This is a genomic window from Halomonas sp. hl-4 (assembly GCF_900215475.1).
Taxonomy (GTDB): domain Bacteria; phylum Pseudomonadota; class Gammaproteobacteria; order Pseudomonadales; family Halomonadaceae; genus Vreelandella.
This window is the reverse complement of sequence record NZ_LT907845.1, coordinates 3,325,998-3,344,744: the sequence shown is the minus strand read 5'-3', so window position 1 is coordinate 3,344,744 and position 18,747 is coordinate 3,325,998. Positions and strand designations below refer to the sequence as shown.

Annotated in this window: 16 protein-coding genes; 8 read left to right on the top strand and 8 right to left on the bottom strand. The window is 58.2% G+C overall.

The window, feature by feature from the left end:
• Window positions 1-19 precede the first annotated feature (19 nt).
• From araH to CPH17_RS15715, 4 genes are all read right to left on the bottom strand, one after another.
• Window positions 20-1,036, bottom strand: coding sequence for an L-arabinose ABC transporter permease AraH (araH, locus tag CPH17_RS15730; protein WP_096300269.1), 1,017 nt, complete (start codon window positions 1,034-1,036; stop codon window positions 20-22).
• Between the two features lie 62 nt (window positions 1,037-1,098).
• Window positions 1,099-2,592 carry an L-arabinose ABC transporter ATP-binding protein AraG gene (araG, locus tag CPH17_RS15725; protein ID WP_027336864.1) on the bottom strand — a complete coding sequence of 498 codons (1,494 nt, stop codon included), beginning with the start codon at window positions 2,590-2,592 and terminating at the stop codon, window positions 1,099-1,101.
• Between the two features lie 44 nt (window positions 2,593-2,636).
• Window positions 2,637-3,632: an arabinose ABC transporter substrate-binding protein gene (locus CPH17_RS15720; protein ID WP_096300267.1), complete on the bottom strand. Its 996-nt coding sequence runs from the start codon at window positions 3,630-3,632 to the stop codon at window positions 2,637-2,639.
• Window positions 3,633-3,697: 65 nt separating this feature from the next.
• Window positions 3,698-4,939 (bottom strand): aldose epimerase family protein, encoded by a 1,242-nt coding sequence (locus CPH17_RS15715; protein ID WP_096300265.1) that lies wholly within the window; start codon window positions 4,937-4,939, stop codon window positions 3,698-3,700.
• 168 nt (window positions 4,940-5,107) lie between these two features.
• Between CPH17_RS15715 and CPH17_RS15710 the strand changes: the two genes are divergently transcribed.
• The 3 genes from CPH17_RS15710 to CPH17_RS15700 all read left to right on the top strand — a co-directional run bounded on the left by CPH17_RS15710 (window position 5,108) and on the right by CPH17_RS15700 (window position 8,815).
• Window positions 5,108-6,049 (top strand): LysR substrate-binding domain-containing protein, encoded by a 942-nt coding sequence (locus CPH17_RS15710; protein WP_074395173.1) that lies wholly within the window; start codon window positions 5,108-5,110, stop codon window positions 6,047-6,049.
• 160 nt (window positions 6,050-6,209) lie between these two features.
• Entirely contained in the window at window positions 6,210-7,196 is a 987-nt protein-coding gene (gene araD1, locus CPH17_RS15705) for an AraD1 family protein (protein WP_096300263.1), read from the top strand.
• A gap of 44 nt (window positions 7,197-7,240) precedes the next feature.
• A complete protein-coding gene (locus tag CPH17_RS15700; RefSeq protein WP_096300261.1) occupies window positions 7,241-8,815 on the top strand; it encodes an aldehyde dehydrogenase (NADP(+)) in 1,575 nt (524 codons plus the stop codon).
• 19 nt (window positions 8,816-8,834) lie between these two features.
• Here the strand turns inward: CPH17_RS15700 and CPH17_RS15695 are convergent, their stop codons facing one another.
• Genes CPH17_RS15695 through CPH17_RS15680 form a run of 4 tightly spaced genes read right to left on the bottom strand, consistent with a single transcriptional unit; the run spans window position 8,835 to window position 13,351 of the window.
• Window positions 8,835-9,761, bottom strand: a complete 927-nt coding sequence (locus CPH17_RS15695; protein ID WP_096300259.1) for a Gfo/Idh/MocA family protein — start codon at window positions 9,759-9,761, stop codon at window positions 8,835-8,837.
• Between the two features lie 36 nt (window positions 9,762-9,797).
• Window positions 9,798-10,568, bottom strand: a complete 771-nt coding sequence (locus tag CPH17_RS15690; RefSeq protein ID WP_096300257.1) for a FadR/GntR family transcriptional regulator — start codon at window positions 10,566-10,568, stop codon at window positions 9,798-9,800.
• A gap of 31 nt (window positions 10,569-10,599) precedes the next feature.
• Window positions 10,600-11,547 (bottom strand): DMT family transporter, encoded by a 948-nt coding sequence (locus CPH17_RS15685; protein ID WP_096300255.1) that lies wholly within the window; start codon window positions 11,545-11,547, stop codon window positions 10,600-10,602.
• Between the two features lies 1 nt (window position 11,548).
• Window positions 11,549-13,351, bottom strand: coding sequence for an IlvD/Edd family dehydratase (locus CPH17_RS15680; RefSeq protein WP_074395167.1), 1,803 nt, complete (start codon window positions 13,349-13,351; stop codon window positions 11,549-11,551).
• A 329-nt stretch (window positions 13,352-13,680) separates the two neighbouring features.
• On the opposite strand from CPH17_RS15680, the gene CPH17_RS15675 reads away from it, so the two are divergent.
• From CPH17_RS15675 to CPH17_RS15655, 5 genes are all read left to right on the top strand, one after another.
• On the top strand, window positions 13,681-14,769 hold the full coding sequence (locus tag CPH17_RS15675) for a TRAP transporter substrate-binding protein (RefSeq protein ID WP_074395166.1): 1,089 nt from the start codon (window positions 13,681-13,683) through the stop codon (window positions 14,767-14,769).
• Between the two features lie 83 nt (window positions 14,770-14,852).
• A complete protein-coding gene (locus CPH17_RS15670; protein ID WP_074395165.1) occupies window positions 14,853-15,446 on the top strand; it encodes a TRAP transporter small permease in 594 nt (197 codons plus the stop codon).
• A gap of 3 nt (window positions 15,447-15,449) precedes the next feature.
• Window positions 15,450-16,733 (top strand): TRAP transporter large permease, encoded by a 1,284-nt coding sequence (locus tag CPH17_RS15665; RefSeq protein ID WP_074395164.1) that lies wholly within the window; start codon window positions 15,450-15,452, stop codon window positions 16,731-16,733.
• Between the two features lie 325 nt (window positions 16,734-17,058).
• The gene (locus CPH17_RS15660; protein WP_074395163.1) at window positions 17,059-17,808 is read left to right on the top strand and encodes an SDR family oxidoreductase; all 750 of its coding nucleotides are present in this window, start codon (window positions 17,059-17,061) and stop codon (window positions 17,806-17,808) included.
• Window positions 17,809-17,892: 84 nt separating this feature from the next.
• Window positions 17,893-18,744 (top strand): fumarylacetoacetate hydrolase family protein, encoded by an 852-nt coding sequence (locus CPH17_RS15655; RefSeq protein ID WP_096300253.1) that lies wholly within the window; start codon window positions 17,893-17,895, stop codon window positions 18,742-18,744.
• Window positions 18,745-18,747: the final 3 nt, after the last annotated feature.

Below are 18,747 nucleotides of genomic sequence, written 5' to 3'. Positions count from 1 at the left end.
ATAAAAGAAGGCTGAAGCGTCAGGTGCCCTGACGGCGGGTCTGTTTCCAACGGTCAAACATCACCGCCATCAACAGGATCGCGCCACGCACCAGATACTGATAAAAGGTGGGCACGTTGAGCAGACCCATGGCGTTCTGCACGCAACCCATGATCAGCACGCCGACGAGGACGCCAGTGATCGTCGCCACGCCGCCCGACAGCGCCACGCCGCCCAGCACACAGGCAGAGATCACCGCCAGCTCGAGCCCCATGGAGGTATTGGGATCGCCAAGCCCCATGCGCGAGGCCAGCAGCACGCCGATAACGCCTGCCACTACGCCCTGCAGGCCGAAGACAATAATCTTGAGACGGCGTACGTTAACCCCGGCAAGCGCAGCGGCTTCCGAGTTGCCGCCGGTGGCCAGCACATTACGCCCAAAGCTGGTCATGTTGAGCACTACGCCGAAGATCAAGAAGCAGGCCAGCATGGTCCAAACCGGCAGGGTCAGGCCGAGAAAGGCCGTACTGCCCAGGTCGAAAAAGGCCGGCACGGTAATCATCACCGCATCGCCGCCCGCCGTGATGTAGGCGAGGCCACGTACGAACTCCATCGCCGCCAAGGTGGCAATCAAGGAATTAATGCCGAACTTGGCAATGACTAAACCGTTAAAGGCCCCCACCGCGCCGCCAGCGACAATGCCGCCGATCACGCCAATAAACACACTGCCGGTGGTCGAGGTCACCACCGCGGCGACCACCCCCGCGAAGGCCACCGTGGAGGCCACCGAGAGATCCACCTCCCCAAGCGCCAACACCAGCATCATGGTGGTGGCCAAGCTGCCGATCAGGGTAATCGAAAGCAGCAGCCCGACCATGTTGCGGCCGGTTAGGAAGTCGGGGATGAGCACCGCGAGTGCCACAAACAGCAGCAAGAAAATAGCAATCAGCCCCGACGTATCCAGCAGCGTACGTAGCGGTTTGATAAGTCCCTGGCGCCCCGCTGGACGCCCAGGTACGGCATTTTCCTCACCCTGGGTTACATTGTTAGTTGTCATGGCGTTTGTCCTGAAAACTGTTTCGAAGAGCGGTATGTTAAAAAATCTATGAAGCGCCGCGCTCAGGCCGGCAGTGCCAGCCCCAGCAGGCGTTCTGCCGTTGCCGACTCGCGTGGCACGATGTCCACCAGCTCGCCGTCGCGCATCACTGCAATGCGGTCGCAGATGGAGCTGACTTCCGCCAGGTCGCTGGAGATCACCACCACGCTTTTGCCCTGCTCGGCCAGATCGTAAAGCAGGGTGTAGATATCCCGCCGCGCACCGACATCGATCCCGCGGGTCGGCTCATCCATCACGAACAGGTCGATTTTTTCGGCCAGCCAGCGCGCCAGAATGACCTTTTGCTGATTGCCTCCCGACAGGGTGCCGATAGGCGTGCGGGGGCCTGGCGTTTTAATGCTCAGTTGCTGGATGTAAGACTCGGCATTGCGCCGCTCCCGCCCGGGGTGGCGAAAAAGCCCCCAGCGCTTGAATAGACGTCGGCAGCTGATATTGAGGTTGTCAGCTACGCTTGCGACCGGGAAGATGCCCTGGGACTTGCGGTCCTCGGGACACATGGCAATCCCGGCGCGAATCGCTTCGCCAGGGTTCTTGAAGCGCCGCGACTCACCGTTAAACTGCACGCTGCCTGCCTTGGGTTCTTCAACACCGCAGACCAGGCGCAGTAATTCGCTGCGCCCCGCCCCCACTAGGCCAAACAGTCCAAAAACTTCACCGCGCTTGACGGAAAAGCTCACCGGGGCTTTCAGGCCGCGGCCTTCAATGCCGTCTACCGCAAATACCACGTCACCCAACGGGCGCTCGCGAAAGCCATATACATCCTCGATATCGCGGCCGACCATCTCACTTACCAGAAGATCGTGGGTCAGCGTCGACATACCCTCGTGGGTGCGGATGTGCTTGCCGTCGCGGAAGATGGTGACCGCATCGCACATCTCGAACACTTCCTCCATGCGATGGGTCACGTAGAGCACCACCCGCCCTTCGTCGCGCAGCCGTTTAATGATGCGCTTAAGCTGGCGAATTTCCTGGATGGACAGGCTGCTGGTGGGCTCATCGAAGGCGATGACCTTGGCGTCTCGCAGCAAGGCACGGCCAATCTCAATCATCTGCTGCTGGCCGATGGAAAGCTCGCGCACCTTGGTGGAGGGGTGGATATCCCCCTCGCCAAGGTCGTCAAGAATCGCCAGCGCCTTTTCGCGTAGCTGGCGACGGTTAACAAATCCCCGCTGCGTGGGCAGTTGCCCCAGCAGCAGGTTTTCAGCCACCGACATATTGGGCGAGAGCGTGAGTTCCTGATAGATGATGGCGACCCCTTCGCCCAGCGCTTCCCGGGCGTTGCTGAACACGTGGCGTTGGCCATCGATCCACAGCGCGCCTTCAGCCACCCGGTTTACGCCACTTAGCACTTTAAGCAGTGTGGATTTACCCGCACCGTTCTCGCCCATCAGGGCATGCACCTGACCGGCGTGAGCGGCAAAGCTCACGCCATCCAGTGCGCGTACGCCGGGAAAAACGACGCTAATACCGTCGAAACGTAGATATGGATCTGACATGCTTCAATTCTCCCGCAGACGCTTGCCGTTATAGACACCGTGCTTTATAGGCCGAGTTCTTCACGCACTTCTTCCCAGTTATCGCGCGTCATCAACGTACCGGAGGTCTCAGTGTTGGCCTGCGGTTCTTTGTCCTCCGTAATCCAGCGATAGAGATCTTCCGCCGTTTGACGACCGTGCATGGTGGAACTCACCGCCACGGTGCCGTGAAAGCCGGTGGGGTTGTCGCGGGAGAATTCCGCAAAGGCAGCACCCGAGCCGTTGATACCCACGCCAATCACATCCTCATCATCCAAACCATACTGTTCAGACGCCCTGACGCCACCCAGCACACTCTCTTCGTTAAGGGCGTAAATCACCCAATGCTCGAAATCATCCTGCTTTGAAAACACGGGAGACGCTGCCGAGAAAGCCCCACTGGTGTCGGTGCTCTTCTGGGGGGCATCAAAAATATTATCTTCAGGAAAGCCTGATGCCAGCAGCGATTCAGTAGCACCGTCGGTTCGCTCGACGGCGGTGGGTAGCTCTTCATTAGTGATGCGTAGTGCACCAACCTCTTCTGGGTCCCAGCCGCGAGCTTCCATTTCCTCAGCAATGGCATCGCCCACTTGCTGGCCAATTTTAGTACCTGACATGCCCAGGTGTGGCACGCCTTCCATCGGCTCACCGCTGGAGGTAACAAATTGATCGTCCACGGTAATCACTTTCATGCCGTACTCTTCGGCGCGATTCATAATCGCAGACCCCAGGCGCACATCAGGCGGGCAGATGACGAATCCCTGGGCACCTTGGGAATTAAGATTATCGATCGCGCTGAGCACTTCCTGGCCGTCTTCACCGCCCAGCCGCACCACGTCGAAGCCCATCTCTTCGCCTAACTCGGTGGCTGCTTCTTGCTCATTGATGAACCAGGATTGCTCGGGTTTCTTGACGATAAAGCCAATCTTGACGTCGTCTTCCTGCGCCTGGGCCGTCCCTAATGAAGCCAGCATGATGGCGCTACCGAGAGCTAAACGATTGAATGTCGCTGTGAGTTGCATGGTCGTATCTCCTGCCGTTTTGGCGGTTGTTGTTATTGCGAAGTGTGTTTCGCTAACAGGTGTTGTTATGAGTCAAACGCTTCCTTGGCGGAAAAGCGGTACACCGTGCGGGAGCGATAGGTATCGCCCGGCGCTAGAGTAGTGCTGGGAAACGCCTCCTGATTGGGTGAGTCAGGGAAATGTTGGGTTTCCAGGGCAAAGCCGGAGCGGTGTTCATAGGCCTCGCCCTGCTTGCCGGTCAGACTGCCGTTGAGGAAATTGCCCGAGTAGAACTGAATGCCCGGCTCGGTGGTTTCGATTTCTACCATGCGCCCGCTTTGCGGCTCCCATACCTTGGCGGCCAGCACCAACTCATCTGACGCCGCGTTATCGCGGGCAAGCACAAAGTTGTGGTCATAGCCACCGCCGAATTCGAGCTGCTCGTTGTCCTGATCGATCCGTTCGCCGATGGCGGTCGCCTGAGTAAAGTCGAACGGCGTGCCTTCTACGGCGCGAAGCTCGCCGGTGGGAATCAGCGAATCATTCACTGGGGTAAATTCGGGGGCGTTGATCATCAACTGGTGGTCAAGAATGCTATCGCTACCCTCTCCCTTGAGGTTGAAGTAGCTGTGCTGGGTAAGGTTAATCGGGGTGGCTTTGTCGGTCACCGCCCGATAATCGACCATCAGCTCGTCATCGTCGGTCAAGGTGTAGGTGACTTCGGTCTCCAGCTTACCGGGATAGCCCTCTTCGCCATCCTCGCTGGTATAGCGCAGCACAAGTCCCGTACCTGCATCGCTCTCGAACGGCTCGGCCTGCCACAACACTTTATCGAAGCCCTGATCGCCGCCGTGTAGATGATTGTTACCGTCATTGGTGGCCAGTGAGTAGGTATCGCCATCGAGCGAGAACTGACCACCCGCAATGCGATTGCCGTAACGCCCGATGATGGCGCCAAAATAGGGATTGGCCTGGCGGTATTCGTCGGAGAGGTAGGCCTCAAGCGAGTCGAAACCCAGGGCGATATCGTCGAATTCGCCGTCTACATCGGGCGTCTTCAATGACAGTATGATACCGCCATAGTTGGTTACCTGTAGCTCAATACCGTTGGCGTTGCTCAACCGATAGACATCGACCTGTCGGCCATCCGGCAATTGACCAAACACCGATTTCTCGGTGCCGTTTTCGGCATCACTTCCGGCGGTCGTTTTCGTCTCGCTTTGTGCTTGAGCCGTGCTGACCATCAGCAGAGCGATACCGGCACTCAGCAGCAGCGTCGAGCCAGTGCGGAGTCGCTGAGCATCTATCTGCGCAGTTATGAGAGGCATGATATTCCTCCTTGAGGGCATCGTTATTGTTGTTCGGTTGTTGTTATTCGCTCGGCATCATTGCCGATACAGTCCCTACAGTAGCTACGCCTGACATAACCATCCAATACATAAACCCTGCAATCTTGATATGCTTATGGTTATCAAAAGCACCGTAAGGCTTATCCCATGGGCGTTCTTGACGAAAACTGGTTTCTCGGCGCACGACTAAAGTTGCGTCACTTCCAGCTTTTTTTAGCACTTGATGAGCACCGCAACCTGCACCGAGCGGCCGCTCAGCTCAATATGAGCCAACCCGCCGCGTCAAAACTACTGAAGGATCTGGAAGCCAACCTGGGAATTCGTTTGTTCGAACGCCACCCCCGCGGGCTCACGCCTAACTGGTACGGCGAAGTGGTGATTCGCCATGCGCACAGCATGCTGTCGGCACTCCGCCACACCGGCGAGGAGTTGAATGCGTTACAGAAGGGCAATGCAGGTATGGTGGCGGTAGGCACGGTCATGGCGCCAGCGGTAACGCTACTCACCAGTGCAATTGAGCAGGTTCACCGAGACCGACCGGGACTAAAGATCAGCGTGGATGTGGACGTCAGCAAGGTGCTGGTACCGCGTCTGCTCGAAGGTGAGCTGGATTTCGCGATTACGCGTATACCTGCAGGCGTGGATGCCGAATGGTTTGTGTTTGAAGAGATTGGCGAGGAGGAATTGTGTTTCGTGTGCCGCAAAGGGCACCCTTTAGCGGATAAAACACCGCTAAGCCTGGCGGATATGGCGACCTATCCGTGGTCGCTCCAGCCCACCGGCGCCCTGATGCGTCAGCGGGTGGATAGCCTGTTCCTGCATCATCAGGTCGCGTTACCTCGCCAGGTCGTCGACACCGCAGACCTGCTGTTGTCGTTGGCGCTGGTTGATAAATCGGACACCATCACGGTCACCACCCGTGAAGCCGCGGACCTACTGTGCAACCCACAACGCTTTCACCTGCTGCCTTTCAACGAGACGCTTAGCGTGCAGCCGTATGGGCTGGTGAGCTTGCGCCATCAACGACTTTCACCGGGGGCCGCCGCATTAATGAGCACCCTGCGCACGATTATTGCGCAGGATGCTTAACGGGCAATGACCGCTAGGCGACAAACCCACACCCTTGAGCTACCATACAAAAGTTTATGTTGAACAATTAATGCAAATGTTCAACATTATGCGATTCATGTGGCTCTAAAATATTGTGTCCACCCTATCTCGCATAACAATAAACGTTAGGAATAGCTCAATGCGACTAATTCAGTGTGACCACCAGGGCCAAGTGCGCGCCGCCCTGGTGGAGAGCGAAGAGCAGGTCAGGCTGCTTGACTGCGATACCTACACCCTGGCCCACCGGGCGATTAACGCCGGTCAGCCACTCAGCAATACGTTAACGGCAGCATTGACCGATACGCGCCTGAATTATCAGCAGTTAGTGGACGCTAAGCGCCTACTCCCGCCGCTAACGCATACCGACCCGGCGCACTGTCTGGTAACCGGTACCGGCCTTACCCACCTGGGCAGTGCCGACACCCGCTCGGCGATGCACGCAAAAGCTCAAGCGGCGGAAGAAGATATGACCGACTCCATGCGCATGTTCAAGCTGGGTGTGGAGGGCGGCAAGCCCGGCGACGGCAAAGTTGGCGCGCAGCCTGAGTGGTTCTACAAGGGGGATGGCCAATGTGTCGTGGCACCGGAAGCAGAGATTCCCTCTCCGGCCTTCGCCGAGGATGCAGGTGAGGAGCCGGAACTGGCGGGCCTCTACGTGATTGGCGACGATGGTCAACCCTGGCGGGTGGGCTACGCCCTTGGCAACGAGTTCTCTGACCATGTTACCGAGCGCTTCAACTACCTGTGGCTGGCCCACTCCAAGCTTCGTGCCTGCAGCTTTGGTCCCGAGCTATTAATCGGCGAATTGCCTGACCATCTGGAAGGCACCAGCCGTATCCAGCGCAGCGGCGAAATAGTGTGGGAGAAGCCCTTCCTCACCGGCGAGGGCAACATGGCCCATAGCCTCGCCAACCTGGAGTACCACCACTTTAAATACCCAGGCTTCCGCCGCCCCGGCGATGTGCATGTGCACTTTTTCGGTACCGCAACACTGAGCTTCGCCGACGGCATTAAGGTACGCGAAGGGGATCGCTTTGAGATCCATATCAGCGATTTCGGCCGTGCTCTACGCAACCCGCTGCGCGTGGAAGCAGACGCACCCGCCATTCGCGTCAAACCTCTTTAATTCAAACACGCTAACGCAAACGAACTAGCCCAGCAGGAGATGGTATGAATCTGGAAGGCAAACTGCTTATTGGTCAGCAGGCCGTCAGCGGCCAACAGGCTGACATTCAAGCCGTTAATCCCGCCACCGGCGAAAAGCTTGAACCCACCTACGCTGGCGGCAGCAAGGCCGAGGTCGAGCGCGCCTGTGAACTCGCCGAAGCGGCTTATGCCAGCTACCGCGAAACCTCGCTCGAGGAGCGCGCTGTGTTCCTCGAAACCATCGCCAGCGAAATCGAGGCGATTGGCGAAGAACTGACCGAGCGCGGCGTCGCCGAAACCGGCCTCCCCGAGGCCCGCCTGCAGGGGGAACGGGGACGCACCTGCGGCCAGCTTCGCTTGTTCGCCTCGGTAGTGCGCGCCGGCGAGTGGCTCGATGTGCGCATCGATCCGGCACTGCCCGACCGCGAACCCATGCCCCGTGCCGACCTGCGCCAGCGGCATATCGCTCTGGGCCCGGTGGCGGTGTTTGGCGCCAGTAACTTCCCGCTGGCCTTTAGCGTTGCCGGTGGCGATACCGCCTCGGCGCTGGCTGCTGGCTGCCCGGTCGTGGTCAAGGGGCACTCTGCACACCCCGGCACGTCCGAACTGGTCGGCCGCGCTATTCAACGCGCCGTTGCCAAGTGCCAACTGCCTGAGGGCGTTTTTTCGCTGCTGTTTGGTTCCGGTAAAGAGATTGGCCAGGCGCTGGTCGCCGATCCGCGCATCCAAGCGGTGGGCTTCACCGGTTCACGCGGCGGCGGCACGGCACTAATGGCCACCGCCCAGGCACGCCCTCAGCCGATCCCGGTTTACGCCGAGATGAGCTCCATTAACCCGGTGTTCCTACTGCCGGAAGCCCTCAAGGCACGCGGCAAAGCGATCGCCGAAGGGTTTGTCGGCTCGCTCAACATGGGGGCCGGCCAGTTCTGCACCAACCCAGGGCTGGTGATTGCGGTTCAGGGCCCTGAGTTGGATGCCTTTGTTGAGGCGGCCGGTGAGGCCGTCAAGGGCAGCGCCGCCCAGACCATGCTGACCCCGGGCATTCACGACGCCTATCAGCAAGGTGTTGATCGGCTCGCCAACCACGCCAAGGTCAGCGAGGTCGCACGCGGCCAGGCGGGTGACTCGGCCAACCCGTGCCAGGCAGGGCTGTTCGTGACCCAGGCCGAGGCATTCCTCAGCGACCCAGCCCTCCAGGAAGAGGTGTTTGGTTCGACCTCGCTGGTGATCGCTTGCGCCAATGTGGACGAGATGCACCGCGTGGCTGCCCAGGTGGAAGGGCAGTTGACCGTCACGCTACACATGGATGACGGCGACCTGGCGACCGCCAAGCAACTGCTGCCAACCCTGGAGCGCAAGGCGGGGCGGATTCTGGCCAACGGCTGGCCAACGGGTGTGGAAGTATGCCATGCCATGGTGCACGGCGGGCCTTACCCAGCGACCTCGGATTCGCGCACTACCTCAGTGGGCAGCGCGGCAATTTTCCGCTTCCTGCGCCCGGTGTGCTACCAGGCGCTGCCGGAGGGACTATTGCCCGAGGCCATTCGTGACGGTAACCCCTATGGGGTGTCACGCTTGGTCGACGGCAAGCGCGAATAAACGCGCGTCACTCAAACCGTTACTCAACGAAGGCGTCGGTGGTTTCACGATGACCGTATAGAAACGCATCGGCAACCTGGCGCAGCGGGGCAACATCCACCTCGCTGCGTTTTTTTGCGATCAGTTCGCCAAAGCGCGCGTAGAGGCCTTGGTACTCACGCTCTTCAGCGTCGATGATAAGTTCGTCGTCGATCATCAATCGACAGCCACCCTGGGTGAGGCTCAAGCGGCTACCATCGCTGTCGATATGCATATCCCAGGTGGGCGGACCGCTCTGACGAAAGTCAAAATCTGCCTCAATCGCCGCGCCTTCCGGGTCGGTAAACGATAGCTCGGCGGCAATCGGGGTTTGCGCGTTACTTGGCACTAATAGCCGCGCCTGTTGCAAGAAAAAAGGCTGAGGCAGAGTCTCGGTGGCAATCGACAGCGCGTTAATACCGGGATCAAAAACGCCCATACCACCGGGCTGCCAGATCCACGCCTGCCCTGGATGCCATACCCGCACATCCTCTTTCCACTCGATCTCAACCCGCTGCACCTGACGTTCACTCAACCACCGTTTGGCCTTCGCCACGCCGGGGGCAAACCGCGAGTGCCAGGCGGCAAACAGACTAACGCCCTGCTTGTCAGCGGTGGCAACCAAGTCTTCCACTTCGCTTAACGTTGCCCCGGGCGGCTTTTCAAGCAGCACGTGCTTGCCACGCATCAGCGCAGCCCGCGCTTGGGAGTAGCGCAAGTGCGTCGGCGTGCAGACCGCTACGGCGTCAATATTTGGACAAGCATCAAGCATCGCCTCCAGGTCTTGATAGGCGGGTAGATCAGGCAGCGAAGCGTAGGGATCCGCCGTGGCGACAAGGTGGCAGTTCGAGGTGGCGGCTATCGCGGGGAGGTGCTGGTCGCGGACAATTTTGCCCACGCCTACCAAACCGAGGGTGAAGTCAGACATACGCTTGCCTTTGTATTTTGCTATTGAACATAGACATTAAGGAGCGGTGTAGGGAAGTTCAACGCTGCGCCCCAATGAACTGACGCTGTGCTCAAGCCCTAGTGCTGCGGCAGTGCCTGCCAACACCGCTTGGGAGGCTAAAAACGCCTCCCGAGGGCGGCGCAGCCGAATGCTCTCCATCAGTTGGCGGTGACGCTCCAGGCTTTCTTCAGGATCCGCGGCATTCTCATTGGACATCGAGATCAGCATGTAGATGGAAGGACGCAGAATATGCGATAACTGCGCCCAGACAATATTGTGGGTCGCCTTGAAGATCGCCTCATGGAAGGCGAAATCGCACTCGCTGTGCAGTCGCCGCTCTTCTTCACAGGTGGCATTGCGCAAATTCTGCCCCAGCCCTTCAAAGGCCTCCTCGATGGCAACCAGATCACGCGCTTTGGCGCGCTTAGCGGCGGTCATGGCGACATAGGGCTCCACATCCAGGCGGAAGGCAAGGATTTCGCGCTGAATATCCGGGTTGGGCGCCGCGTAACGGGTCAACCAGTCGGTCACCTGGGCGTCAAGAATATGCCACTCCGAGTACTCACGCACCTTGGAGCCATGGCCGGAGATACGCTCGATAATACCGGCATCGACCAGCTGGCGCAGGTCACTGCGCACCGCAGAACGATTGATCGAGAAGCGCTCGCACAAATCCAGTTCACGAGGAACAAAGTCGCCGGGATGATAACGCCCGCCGAAGATCTCCTCGGCGAGATATTCGGCAATGCTAGGTCGAGCCAGTGGCTTGCTAAGAGATGACGTCACTAAGATGGGCCCCTGTTTAAATGCTTGCCAATCATACCGTACTTGACCGGTCTACTGTTACTTGGGGCTTCGGTTCGCTGATACCCGCACGCAGCCTCAATTCCAGTCGCCGTTCATAAAGCCCTTTGGCAAATAGCGTACCTAAGACGAGGGTGCCGCCGACCAATGCCATCGGCGCTGGCTGCTCGGCCAGCACCCACCAAGCCAACAATGTCCCCACTACCACTTCCAGCAACAGCAGTAAGCCCACTTCAGCGGAAGGCAAGTAAAGTGGTCCACGCTGCAGCAGCGTCACCCCGCAGGGCACAATGAACAGGCACAGCAGGACCACCACGCTTAGCTGGTTGACGGTAGGGAGTGACGGCTCGCTCCCTGCCAGCCAAAACAGTCCGGCGACGCTACCCACAATAATGCCATTGAACACCAGCATCGGGCTCATATCCACGCCTGGGCGGGTTCGGCAAAGGGTAAAATTAATCGCCAGCGTCGTCGCCGCCATTAAAGCAAAACCATTGCCCACCCAAGAGCCGGCGCCTGCGTCATCCAGCGCGATCATGGCGATACCCGCCATACACAGCACAATCGCCAGCCACGTTCGTCTAGGCAAACGCTCTTTAAGTATTACCCAGGAAAGAGCGGCAGCAATAAGCGGCGAACTGGCCAGGATCATCAATACATTGCCCGCCTTGGTGTACTGGTTGCCCAACACAAAACCGCATGTGGTAAGGCTGAACAACAGCGCCACGGCGATACCCGTCCAACCACAGCGGCGATAGGCTGCCAACGTGCCACGCCCATAGCGCAGCAGGGCAATCAGCAGAAAGCCCAGGCCCGAAAGGAAACCGCGCCACATCAGTATCTCCGCATCTGGCAGGTCGGCTACCTTAATCAGCAGGGCATCTGGCGCCATAATCATCGCCCCGCCACCGGTTAACAGCAGGCCCTGCTGGCGATGCGACAAGGTACTAAAGTGACTCATTTTAATGATTATCCCTGGGCGGATGCTGGCGAGCCACATCGCGATACTTGGTGGCAGGTTCCAATGTCATACCGCGATCCAGCGGCTCGACCATACTACGCTGGATCTCCTGCCAGGGGGTTTGGTGACCTGGGTAGCGGTATCCGCCCTGCTGAGCTAAACGCTCGCGTCGCGCCTCCAGCTCACTGGCCTCAATCAGCAGTTGTACCTCGCTGCGCTTGAGATCGACCCGCAGCCAGTCGCCACTCTCAAGCAGCGCCAAGCCGCCACCGGTGGCAGCTTCGGGAGAGGCGTTTAGAATCGACGGTGAGCCGGAGGTGCCCGACTGACGGCCATCACCCAGGCATGGCAGCGATTCGATGCCCTGTTTGATCAGTGCTTCCGGCGGCTGCATATTGACCACTTCGGCACCGCCGGGGTGGCCTACCGGGCCGGCCCCGCGCATCACCAGAATGGTGCGCGCGTCGATGTCGAGCGCTGGGTCATCAATACGCGCGTGGTAATCCTCGGAACCATCGAATACCACCACTTTGCCTTCAAAGGCGTCCGGGTCGTCGGGATCATTCAGGAAGCGCTCGCGGAAGTCCCGCGAGATGACGCTGGTTTTCATCAGCGCCGAATCAAACAGATTGCCCTTGAGATTGAGGAACCCTGCGTGCTCCACCAACGGATCGCTGTAACGGCAAATCACATCCGGGTCTTGGGTTTCGCGGCCCTGTAGATTATCGCCTAATGAACGACCATTCACCGTCAGCGCATCGCCGTGCAGCTTACCTGCCGCCTGCAACTCATGAAGAATCGCAGGAACGCCCCCGGCGCGGTGGAACTCTTCACACAGGAAAGCGCCCGCCGGCATGACGTTGGCAAGCAAAGGAATTTCATGGCCCAGCCGCTGCCAGTCATCGTTATCCAACTCAATGCCCGCATGGCGGGCGATGGCATTGATATGCACCGGCGCGTTTGAGGAACCGCCCAGGGCCGAGCAGGCCACAATGGCATTCTCAAACGCTTCACGAGTCAGAATATCCAGCGGGCGCAGGTCTTCCCAGACCATATCAACAACCCGCGTGCCGGTATCATAGGCCACCATGGCGCGCTCTTTATAGGGCGCGGGAATTACCGCTGAACCTGGCAGGCTCATGCCCAGCACTTCCGCCATGGAGTTCATGGTGGAGGCGGTGCCCATGGTATTGCAGTGGCCAATGGAGGGTGCTGAATCGCTGGCCCGGGAAAGAAACTCGGCGTAGTCAATATCACCCGCTGCCAGGCGCTTGCGAAGCTCCCAGATAATCGTGCCCGAACCCACCCGCTCGGCGCCGCGCCAGCCGTTCAGCATCGGCCCGCCAGACAGCACAATGGCAGGAATATTCACCGTTGCCGCGGCCATCAGCGCTGCGGGCGTGGTCTTATCGCAGCCCGTGGTCAATACCACGCCGTCCAGCGGATAGCCGTGCAGCACTTCAACGATGCCTAAATAGGCGAGATTACGATCCAGAGCGGCGGTAGGACGCCGGACGTTCTCGTGAATCGGGTGCATGGGGAATTCAAACGGCACGCCGCCTGCCGCGCGAATACCGTCTTTCACCCGTTTAACCAGCTCAATATGGTGACGATTACACGGCGTTAAATCAGAACCTGACTGGCATATACCAATAATTGGCTTACCGCTGGTTAGCTCATCCAGGGTAATGCCGTAATTAAGGTAACGCTCAATGCATAACGCCGTAGTGCCGGGGTGATCTGGGTTGTCGAACCAATAACGTGAACGCAACTGCTCTGGAGTTATTCGCTGAAAATTGGCCATGGTGCCGCTCCACGCCTAGAGTAAAAGCAAAGGATAGAAAGCGTGCATCAACCACTAAAGCTGCGCCGCCAACATTGTCGTTTAATCGCCTACTGAATTGCGCGTAAGTAGTCGCTATGACGGTACGCTTTCTTCCTAGAAACGTCGATACATACAAAAGTATATGTTGAACATATAACCAAAACGTTAGACATTTAGCTAAGGGTTGCGGCATTACTCCCATCTGAGAAAGTGCCGCTTACATACAACAACAATAGCCACCACGCTGTAGCTCGCTTGAAAGATCCCCTTAGCAAAGCGGACTGCAGCACGCCAGGAGAGTGATAACTATGACAAACCTTTGGAAGCGCACCCTGTTAATGACCGGTGCCACACTGTTCAGCTCAACGGCCGTTTACGCGCAAACGCCTGACCTATCCGACCCGCCAGACATCGAGGGAGATGTGATCACCGAGGATCTCGGTTCGCATAATATCCGTGTGGGTATTGGCTTAGCCGAGTCCTCTCCGCTGTATATCTCTACGCAGCATTTCGGTGACATCCTTTCCGAGCGTACCGAGGGGCGACTGACGGTTGATATATTTCCAAACAGTCAGTTGGGCGACGATGCTCAAATGATGGAGATGCTACAAACGGGGACGCTGGACATGACGATTCCATCGACCTCACCCGCCACCAGCTATGTCGAGGAACTGGCCGTTTTCGATCTACCCTTCCTGTTCCCCACGCGCGAAGCCGCCATAGAGGTACTGGAAAGCGATGTTGCCCTTGATCTGCTGGATAAATTCGAAGACTCCGACATTAAAGCGTTAGCCTACCATGAGAACGGCTACCGGCAGTTGACCAATAGTGAGCGGCCTGTCAAGTCGCCTGAAGACGTGGCTGGCCTTGATGTCAGCGGCCTCACCATCCGTACCATGGAAAACCCGGTGCAATTGAGCATTTGGGAAGAACTGGGCGCCAATCCCACGCCGATGGCATTTGGCGAGGTTTTCTCCGCCCTGGAACAAGGCGTCATTGATGGTCAGGAAAACCCTTGGAGCACCATCCTGACCTCCAATTTCAACGAGGTTCAGGACTACGGCTCTGAAACACGCCACGTCTATACTCCCTTCATCATCATGATGTCCATGCGTACCTGGGATGACCTTGATCCGGCTTACCAAGAGCTGATTGAAGAGGCCGCTCAAGAGGCAGCCGCCTATGAAATCCAGCTCGCCACTGAGTACGACGAATGGGCGCGTGATCAGCTTGAAGAGAAAGGTATGGAGATCACCCGCCTTGATGATGAGCAAATCAAAGCCTTTCAGGAAGCTGTTCAGCCAGTTTACGACGAATGGACACCGGAAATCGGTGAAGATCTAGTCGCTGAAATACAGGATATCGTCGAATCGACAATGTCGGACGAAGACGAATAAGCGTCGCACTGTCTTCCTGCTGTTAGATACGACAAGAGGCTAACGCCTCTTGTCGTGTTGTTATCTGTCTCTGTGGAGAACTCATGGATATACCCGAAACGCAAATCCCTGATACGGCGGTCTTTTTAGACGACCCACAACGCCGACCGCTGGAGATCGACACCGAGCAGCGCCGGGGGCCTGCGCTGTTTCGCTGGTTGACCCTAGCCATGGAACATGTGATCGCCACCTTGCTGTTAGCGTTAATCGTCTCGGTGTCGATCAATGTGGTGGGTCGCGCCGTCTTGAATAACTCCGTGCCCTGGGCCGATGAACTGGCCCGCATGCTGTTTATTTGGCTGATTTTTATTGGTGCCGCCGCGGCTTTCGCGCGTTATGAGCATATTGCCGTTGATATTTTAGTACGCCGTCTTCCTCCTCGTGCAGCACATATGCTGTATCTGTTTCAGCACGTGATTATCACGCTGTTAATGGGTGTCATCATTTGGGGCGGTTCGCTGGTGATGGTGCGCGCTTCTGGACGGACCGCCATCCTTAATGTGCCCTGGAGTCTGGTCAACGTCTCGGTAGTACTCTGTGCGATCTTTATTGCCGCCGTGGCGATTTGGCGCGCTTGGCAGAGCATTCAACAAATACGCTCGCCTGATGTTGCGATTACCCCCGATGGAGGCCGTTAGACCATGCTATGGATATTTCTCGGCATTCTTTTTGCTTCGCTAGCTCTGGGCCTGCCTATTGCGTTTGGTCTAGGCATTGCTGCCGTTGTTATGGCTTTTATCTCTGATATTCCGCTGTCAATCCTGATCGAGCAGTCGGTTCGCGGGGTCAATAGCTTTCCGCTGCTGGCGATACCGTTCTTTATCATGGTCGGCGAAGTAATGAGCAACGGTGGTATCGCCCGCCGATTAATGGAATTAGCGGGGGCCCTGGTAGGCTTCGTGCGCGGCGGTTTAGGTCAGGTGGCGATTACTGGCTCTATGTTCTTCGGTGGGATTAGCGGTTCAGCCGTGGCCGACACCGCCGCCACTGGGGCGATGATGATTCCCTCCATGACCAAGCAGGGTTACACCGCACCGCAAGCCACCGCGATCAACACCGTTTCGTCGGTAATCGGCATTATTATCCCGCCCTCTATTCCATTGATTTTATTTGGCATTGTGACCGAAACGTCAATTAGCCGCCTGTTTATAGCGGGCATTGTGCCGGGGATATTGATCGGTTTTGGGCTAATGGTCACGACGTTCATCATGGCCAGCATAGGGCACGCCGGTCAGACCCGTAAGTTCCGCTTAGATGTACTATGGCAAGCCTTCAAAGCGGCGTGGCTGGCGCTGGTGCTACCGTTCATCGTTATCGGGGGCATTATTGCGGGCGTCTTTACCGCCACCGAGGCCGCCGTCGCAGCGCTGCTTTACTCGCTGTTTATCTCACTGGTGGTCTACCGCGAATTTAAGATTACTGAACTATGGGGCATGCTGATCCGCACCGCCCGCCTGACCGGCATGGTATTGCTGCTGCTGGCCTTTGCCACCGTTATCGCGTGGTTTTTAACCATTAACATGGTACCGCAAACGCTGGTCACCCAAGTGCAAGCGATTACCCAGGACCCCTTCCTGCTATTGCTGATCGTTGCGGGCCTGCTGCTGCTGGTAGGCTTTGTCATGGACCTGACCCCCGCCATGGTGATCATGGCACCGATGCTAACGCCCATTGTCGAATCGGTCGGCATCGACCCAGTCTACTTCGGCGTATTGATGGCATTTATCCTGGGCATTGGTCTTTTGACACCACCCGTGGGCACCTGCCTGTACGTCGGTTGCGGGGTTGGCAGAGTTTCCATGGAACAGCTCGTTAAGGCCATGCTGCCCTACTACGCTGCCTTGCTAGTGGTGATGGTCATCCTGATCGCGTTCCCCGGTATTGTGACGTGGCTGCCTAACCTTACTGACGTAAGCGGCAACTGATAGCTTTCGAAATACTAGCCACGCAGCCGCCTATCCGCGCGCTTTAAGCCTTCGTCATCCGGCACGCTTAGGAGAGCTTTCAAGAAAATCATCAGAGGAACTATCAGGGACGGCTTCGGCCGTCCCTTTTACGTTTTATGGCAGATCCCAGGATGTTGGCAACGGCGAGTAACTAGGCCATACTTGGATAAACGTCATCCTAGCATCCTGTCATACCATATGACGTATCGTTAGCGACGCGATGACCGCCACCTTCGCAGTGGCTATTGCAACAGACCGATGAGCGATCATCACCGGATCAACAACAACAGCACCGGGAACCGCCATGCGACTCAACAACAAGACGGCCCTGATCACCGCCGCCGGCCAGGGCATCGGCCGGGCTACGGCACTGCGTTTCGCTGCCGAGGGCGCGCAGGTCATTGCCACCGACATCAATGCCCAGAGCCTCGCTGAATTGGCCGACACCTCCGGCATCACCACGCGCCAACTTGATGTGCTGGACACCGCTGCCATCAAGGCGTTAGCCGCCGACATTGGCGCGGTCGACATCCTCTTCAACTGCGCCGGCTTCGTGGCCAACGGCTCGCTGCTGGATGGCCGCGATGACGACTGGGAGCTGTCGCTCTCGCTGAATGTGATGGCCATGATGCGCATCACTCGCGCCCTGCTACCGGCCATGCTCAACAACGGCGGTGGCAGCATTATCAACATGGCCTCGGTGGCCTCAAGTCTCAAGGGCGTGCCCAACCGCTGCGCTTACGGCACCACCAAGGCCGCGGTGCTCGGCCTGACCAAGTCAGTGGCCGCCGACTACATCGGGCAAGGGATACGCTGCAACGCCATCTGCCCCGGCACCGTGGACTCCCCTTCGCTGCGCCAGCGCATTGGCGAACAAGCCCAGCGGCAGGGTCGACTGGAAGATGATGTCTACGCCGAATTTATTGCCAGGCAGCCCCAGGGTCGGCTCGGCAGCCCGGAAGAAATTGCCGCCCTTGCCACCTATCTGGCTGCCGACGAGTCGGCCTATACCACCGGTACCGCCCAGATCATCGATGGCGGCTGGCTAATCTGACCTCTTGGATGCCGAACCGCCCCTTGCCAACGCGGCTAAGGTTCGCAAAACCACTTGCTATCAAGACAATCGAGGAACCGACCGATGAAATTGTTACGCTTCGGCCCGCGCGGCCATGAAAAGCCCGGCCTGCTGGATGACCACGGCGTTGTCCGCGACCTCTCGGCCCATGTCACCGACCTCGCCGGAGATTATCTCGACCGTCAGGCCCTCAAGGGGCTCTCCGAGCTGGACGCCACGAGCCTGCCGGAAGTGCCTGCCGATACGCGCATCGGCCCTTGCGTTGCCGGCGTGGGCAAGTTCATCTGCATCGGCTTGAATTATTCAGACCATGCCGCCGAGACCGGTGCCCAGGTTCCCCCGGAGCCAGTGATCTTCAACAAATGGACCAGCGCCATCTGTGGCCCGAATGACGAGGTGATCATCCCCCGCGATTCCCAGAAAACCGATTGGGAGGTCGAACTCGGCGTGGTAATCGGCAAGCCCGGCCGCTATATCGACGAAGCCGATGCTATGCAGCACGTCGCTGGCTTCTGTGTGGTCAACGATGTCTCAGAGCGCGAGTTCCAGCTCGAACGCAGCGGCACCTGGGACAAGGGCAAGGGCTGCGACACCTTCGGACCGCTCGGCCCTTGGCTGGTTACCCCCGACGAGGTGGCAGACCCTCACCAGCTCGATATGTGGCTCGAGGTGGATGGCAAGCGCTACCAGGACGGCAACACCCGCACCATGGTCTACCAGGTCCCCTTTTTGATCAGCTATCTAAGCCGTTTCATGAGCCTGCAGCCGGGCGATGTGATCTCCACCGGCACCCCACCGGGGGTCGGCATGGGTCAACAGCCGCCGGTTTATCTCAAGCCCGGCCAACGCATGCGCCTGGGCATCGAAGGGCTCGGCGAGCAGCACCAGACCGTCGTTGCCGACCAGCAACGCTGATCC

Excerpts from the sequence above, each read along its gene's own strand:
- CPH17_RS15655 (WP_096300253.1), top strand. The coding sequence starts at position 17,893 with ATGAAATTGTTACGCTTCGGCCCGCGCGGCCATGAAAAGCCCGGCCTG.
- araD1 (WP_096300263.1), top strand. The coding sequence starts at position 6,210 with ATGCGACTAATTCAGTGTGACCACCAGGGCCAAGTGCGCGCCGCCCTG.
- CPH17_RS15675 (WP_074395166.1), top strand. The coding sequence starts at position 13,681 with ATGACAAACCTTTGGAAGCGCACCCTGTTAATGACCGGTGCCACACTG.
- CPH17_RS15660 (WP_074395163.1), top strand. The coding sequence starts at position 17,059 with ATGCGACTCAACAACAAGACGGCCCTGATCACCGCCGCCGGCCAGGGC.
- CPH17_RS15720 (WP_096300267.1), bottom strand. The coding sequence starts at position 3,632 with ATGCAACTCACAGCGACATTCAATCGTTTAGCTCTCGGTAGCGCCATC.
- CPH17_RS15670 (WP_074395165.1), top strand. The coding sequence starts at position 14,853 with ATGGATATACCCGAAACGCAAATCCCTGATACGGCGGTCTTTTTAGAC.
- CPH17_RS15700 (WP_096300261.1), top strand. The coding sequence starts at position 7,241 with ATGAATCTGGAAGGCAAACTGCTTATTGGTCAGCAGGCCGTCAGCGGC.
- CPH17_RS15665 (WP_074395164.1), top strand. The coding sequence starts at position 15,450 with ATGCTATGGATATTTCTCGGCATTCTTTTTGCTTCGCTAGCTCTGGGC.
- araG (WP_027336864.1), bottom strand. The coding sequence starts at position 2,592 with ATGTCAGATCCATATCTACGTTTCGACGGTATTAGCGTCGTTTTTCCC.
- CPH17_RS15710 (WP_074395173.1), top strand. The coding sequence starts at position 5,108 with ATGGGCGTTCTTGACGAAAACTGGTTTCTCGGCGCACGACTAAAGTTG.
- CPH17_RS15685 (WP_096300255.1), bottom strand. The coding sequence starts at position 11,547 with ATGAGTCACTTTAGTACCTTGTCGCATCGCCAGCAGGGCCTGCTGTTA.
- CPH17_RS15715 (WP_096300265.1), bottom strand. The coding sequence starts at position 4,939 with ATGCCTCTCATAACTGCGCAGATAGATGCTCAGCGACTCCGCACTGGC.
- CPH17_RS15680 (WP_074395167.1), bottom strand. The coding sequence starts at position 13,351 with ATGGCCAATTTTCAGCGAATAACTCCAGAGCAGTTGCGTTCACGTTAT.
- araH (WP_096300269.1), bottom strand. The coding sequence starts at position 1,036 with ATGACAACTAACAATGTAACCCAGGGTGAGGAAAATGCCGTACCTGGG.
- CPH17_RS15695 (WP_096300259.1), bottom strand. The coding sequence starts at position 9,761 with ATGTCTGACTTCACCCTCGGTTTGGTAGGCGTGGGCAAAATTGTCCGC.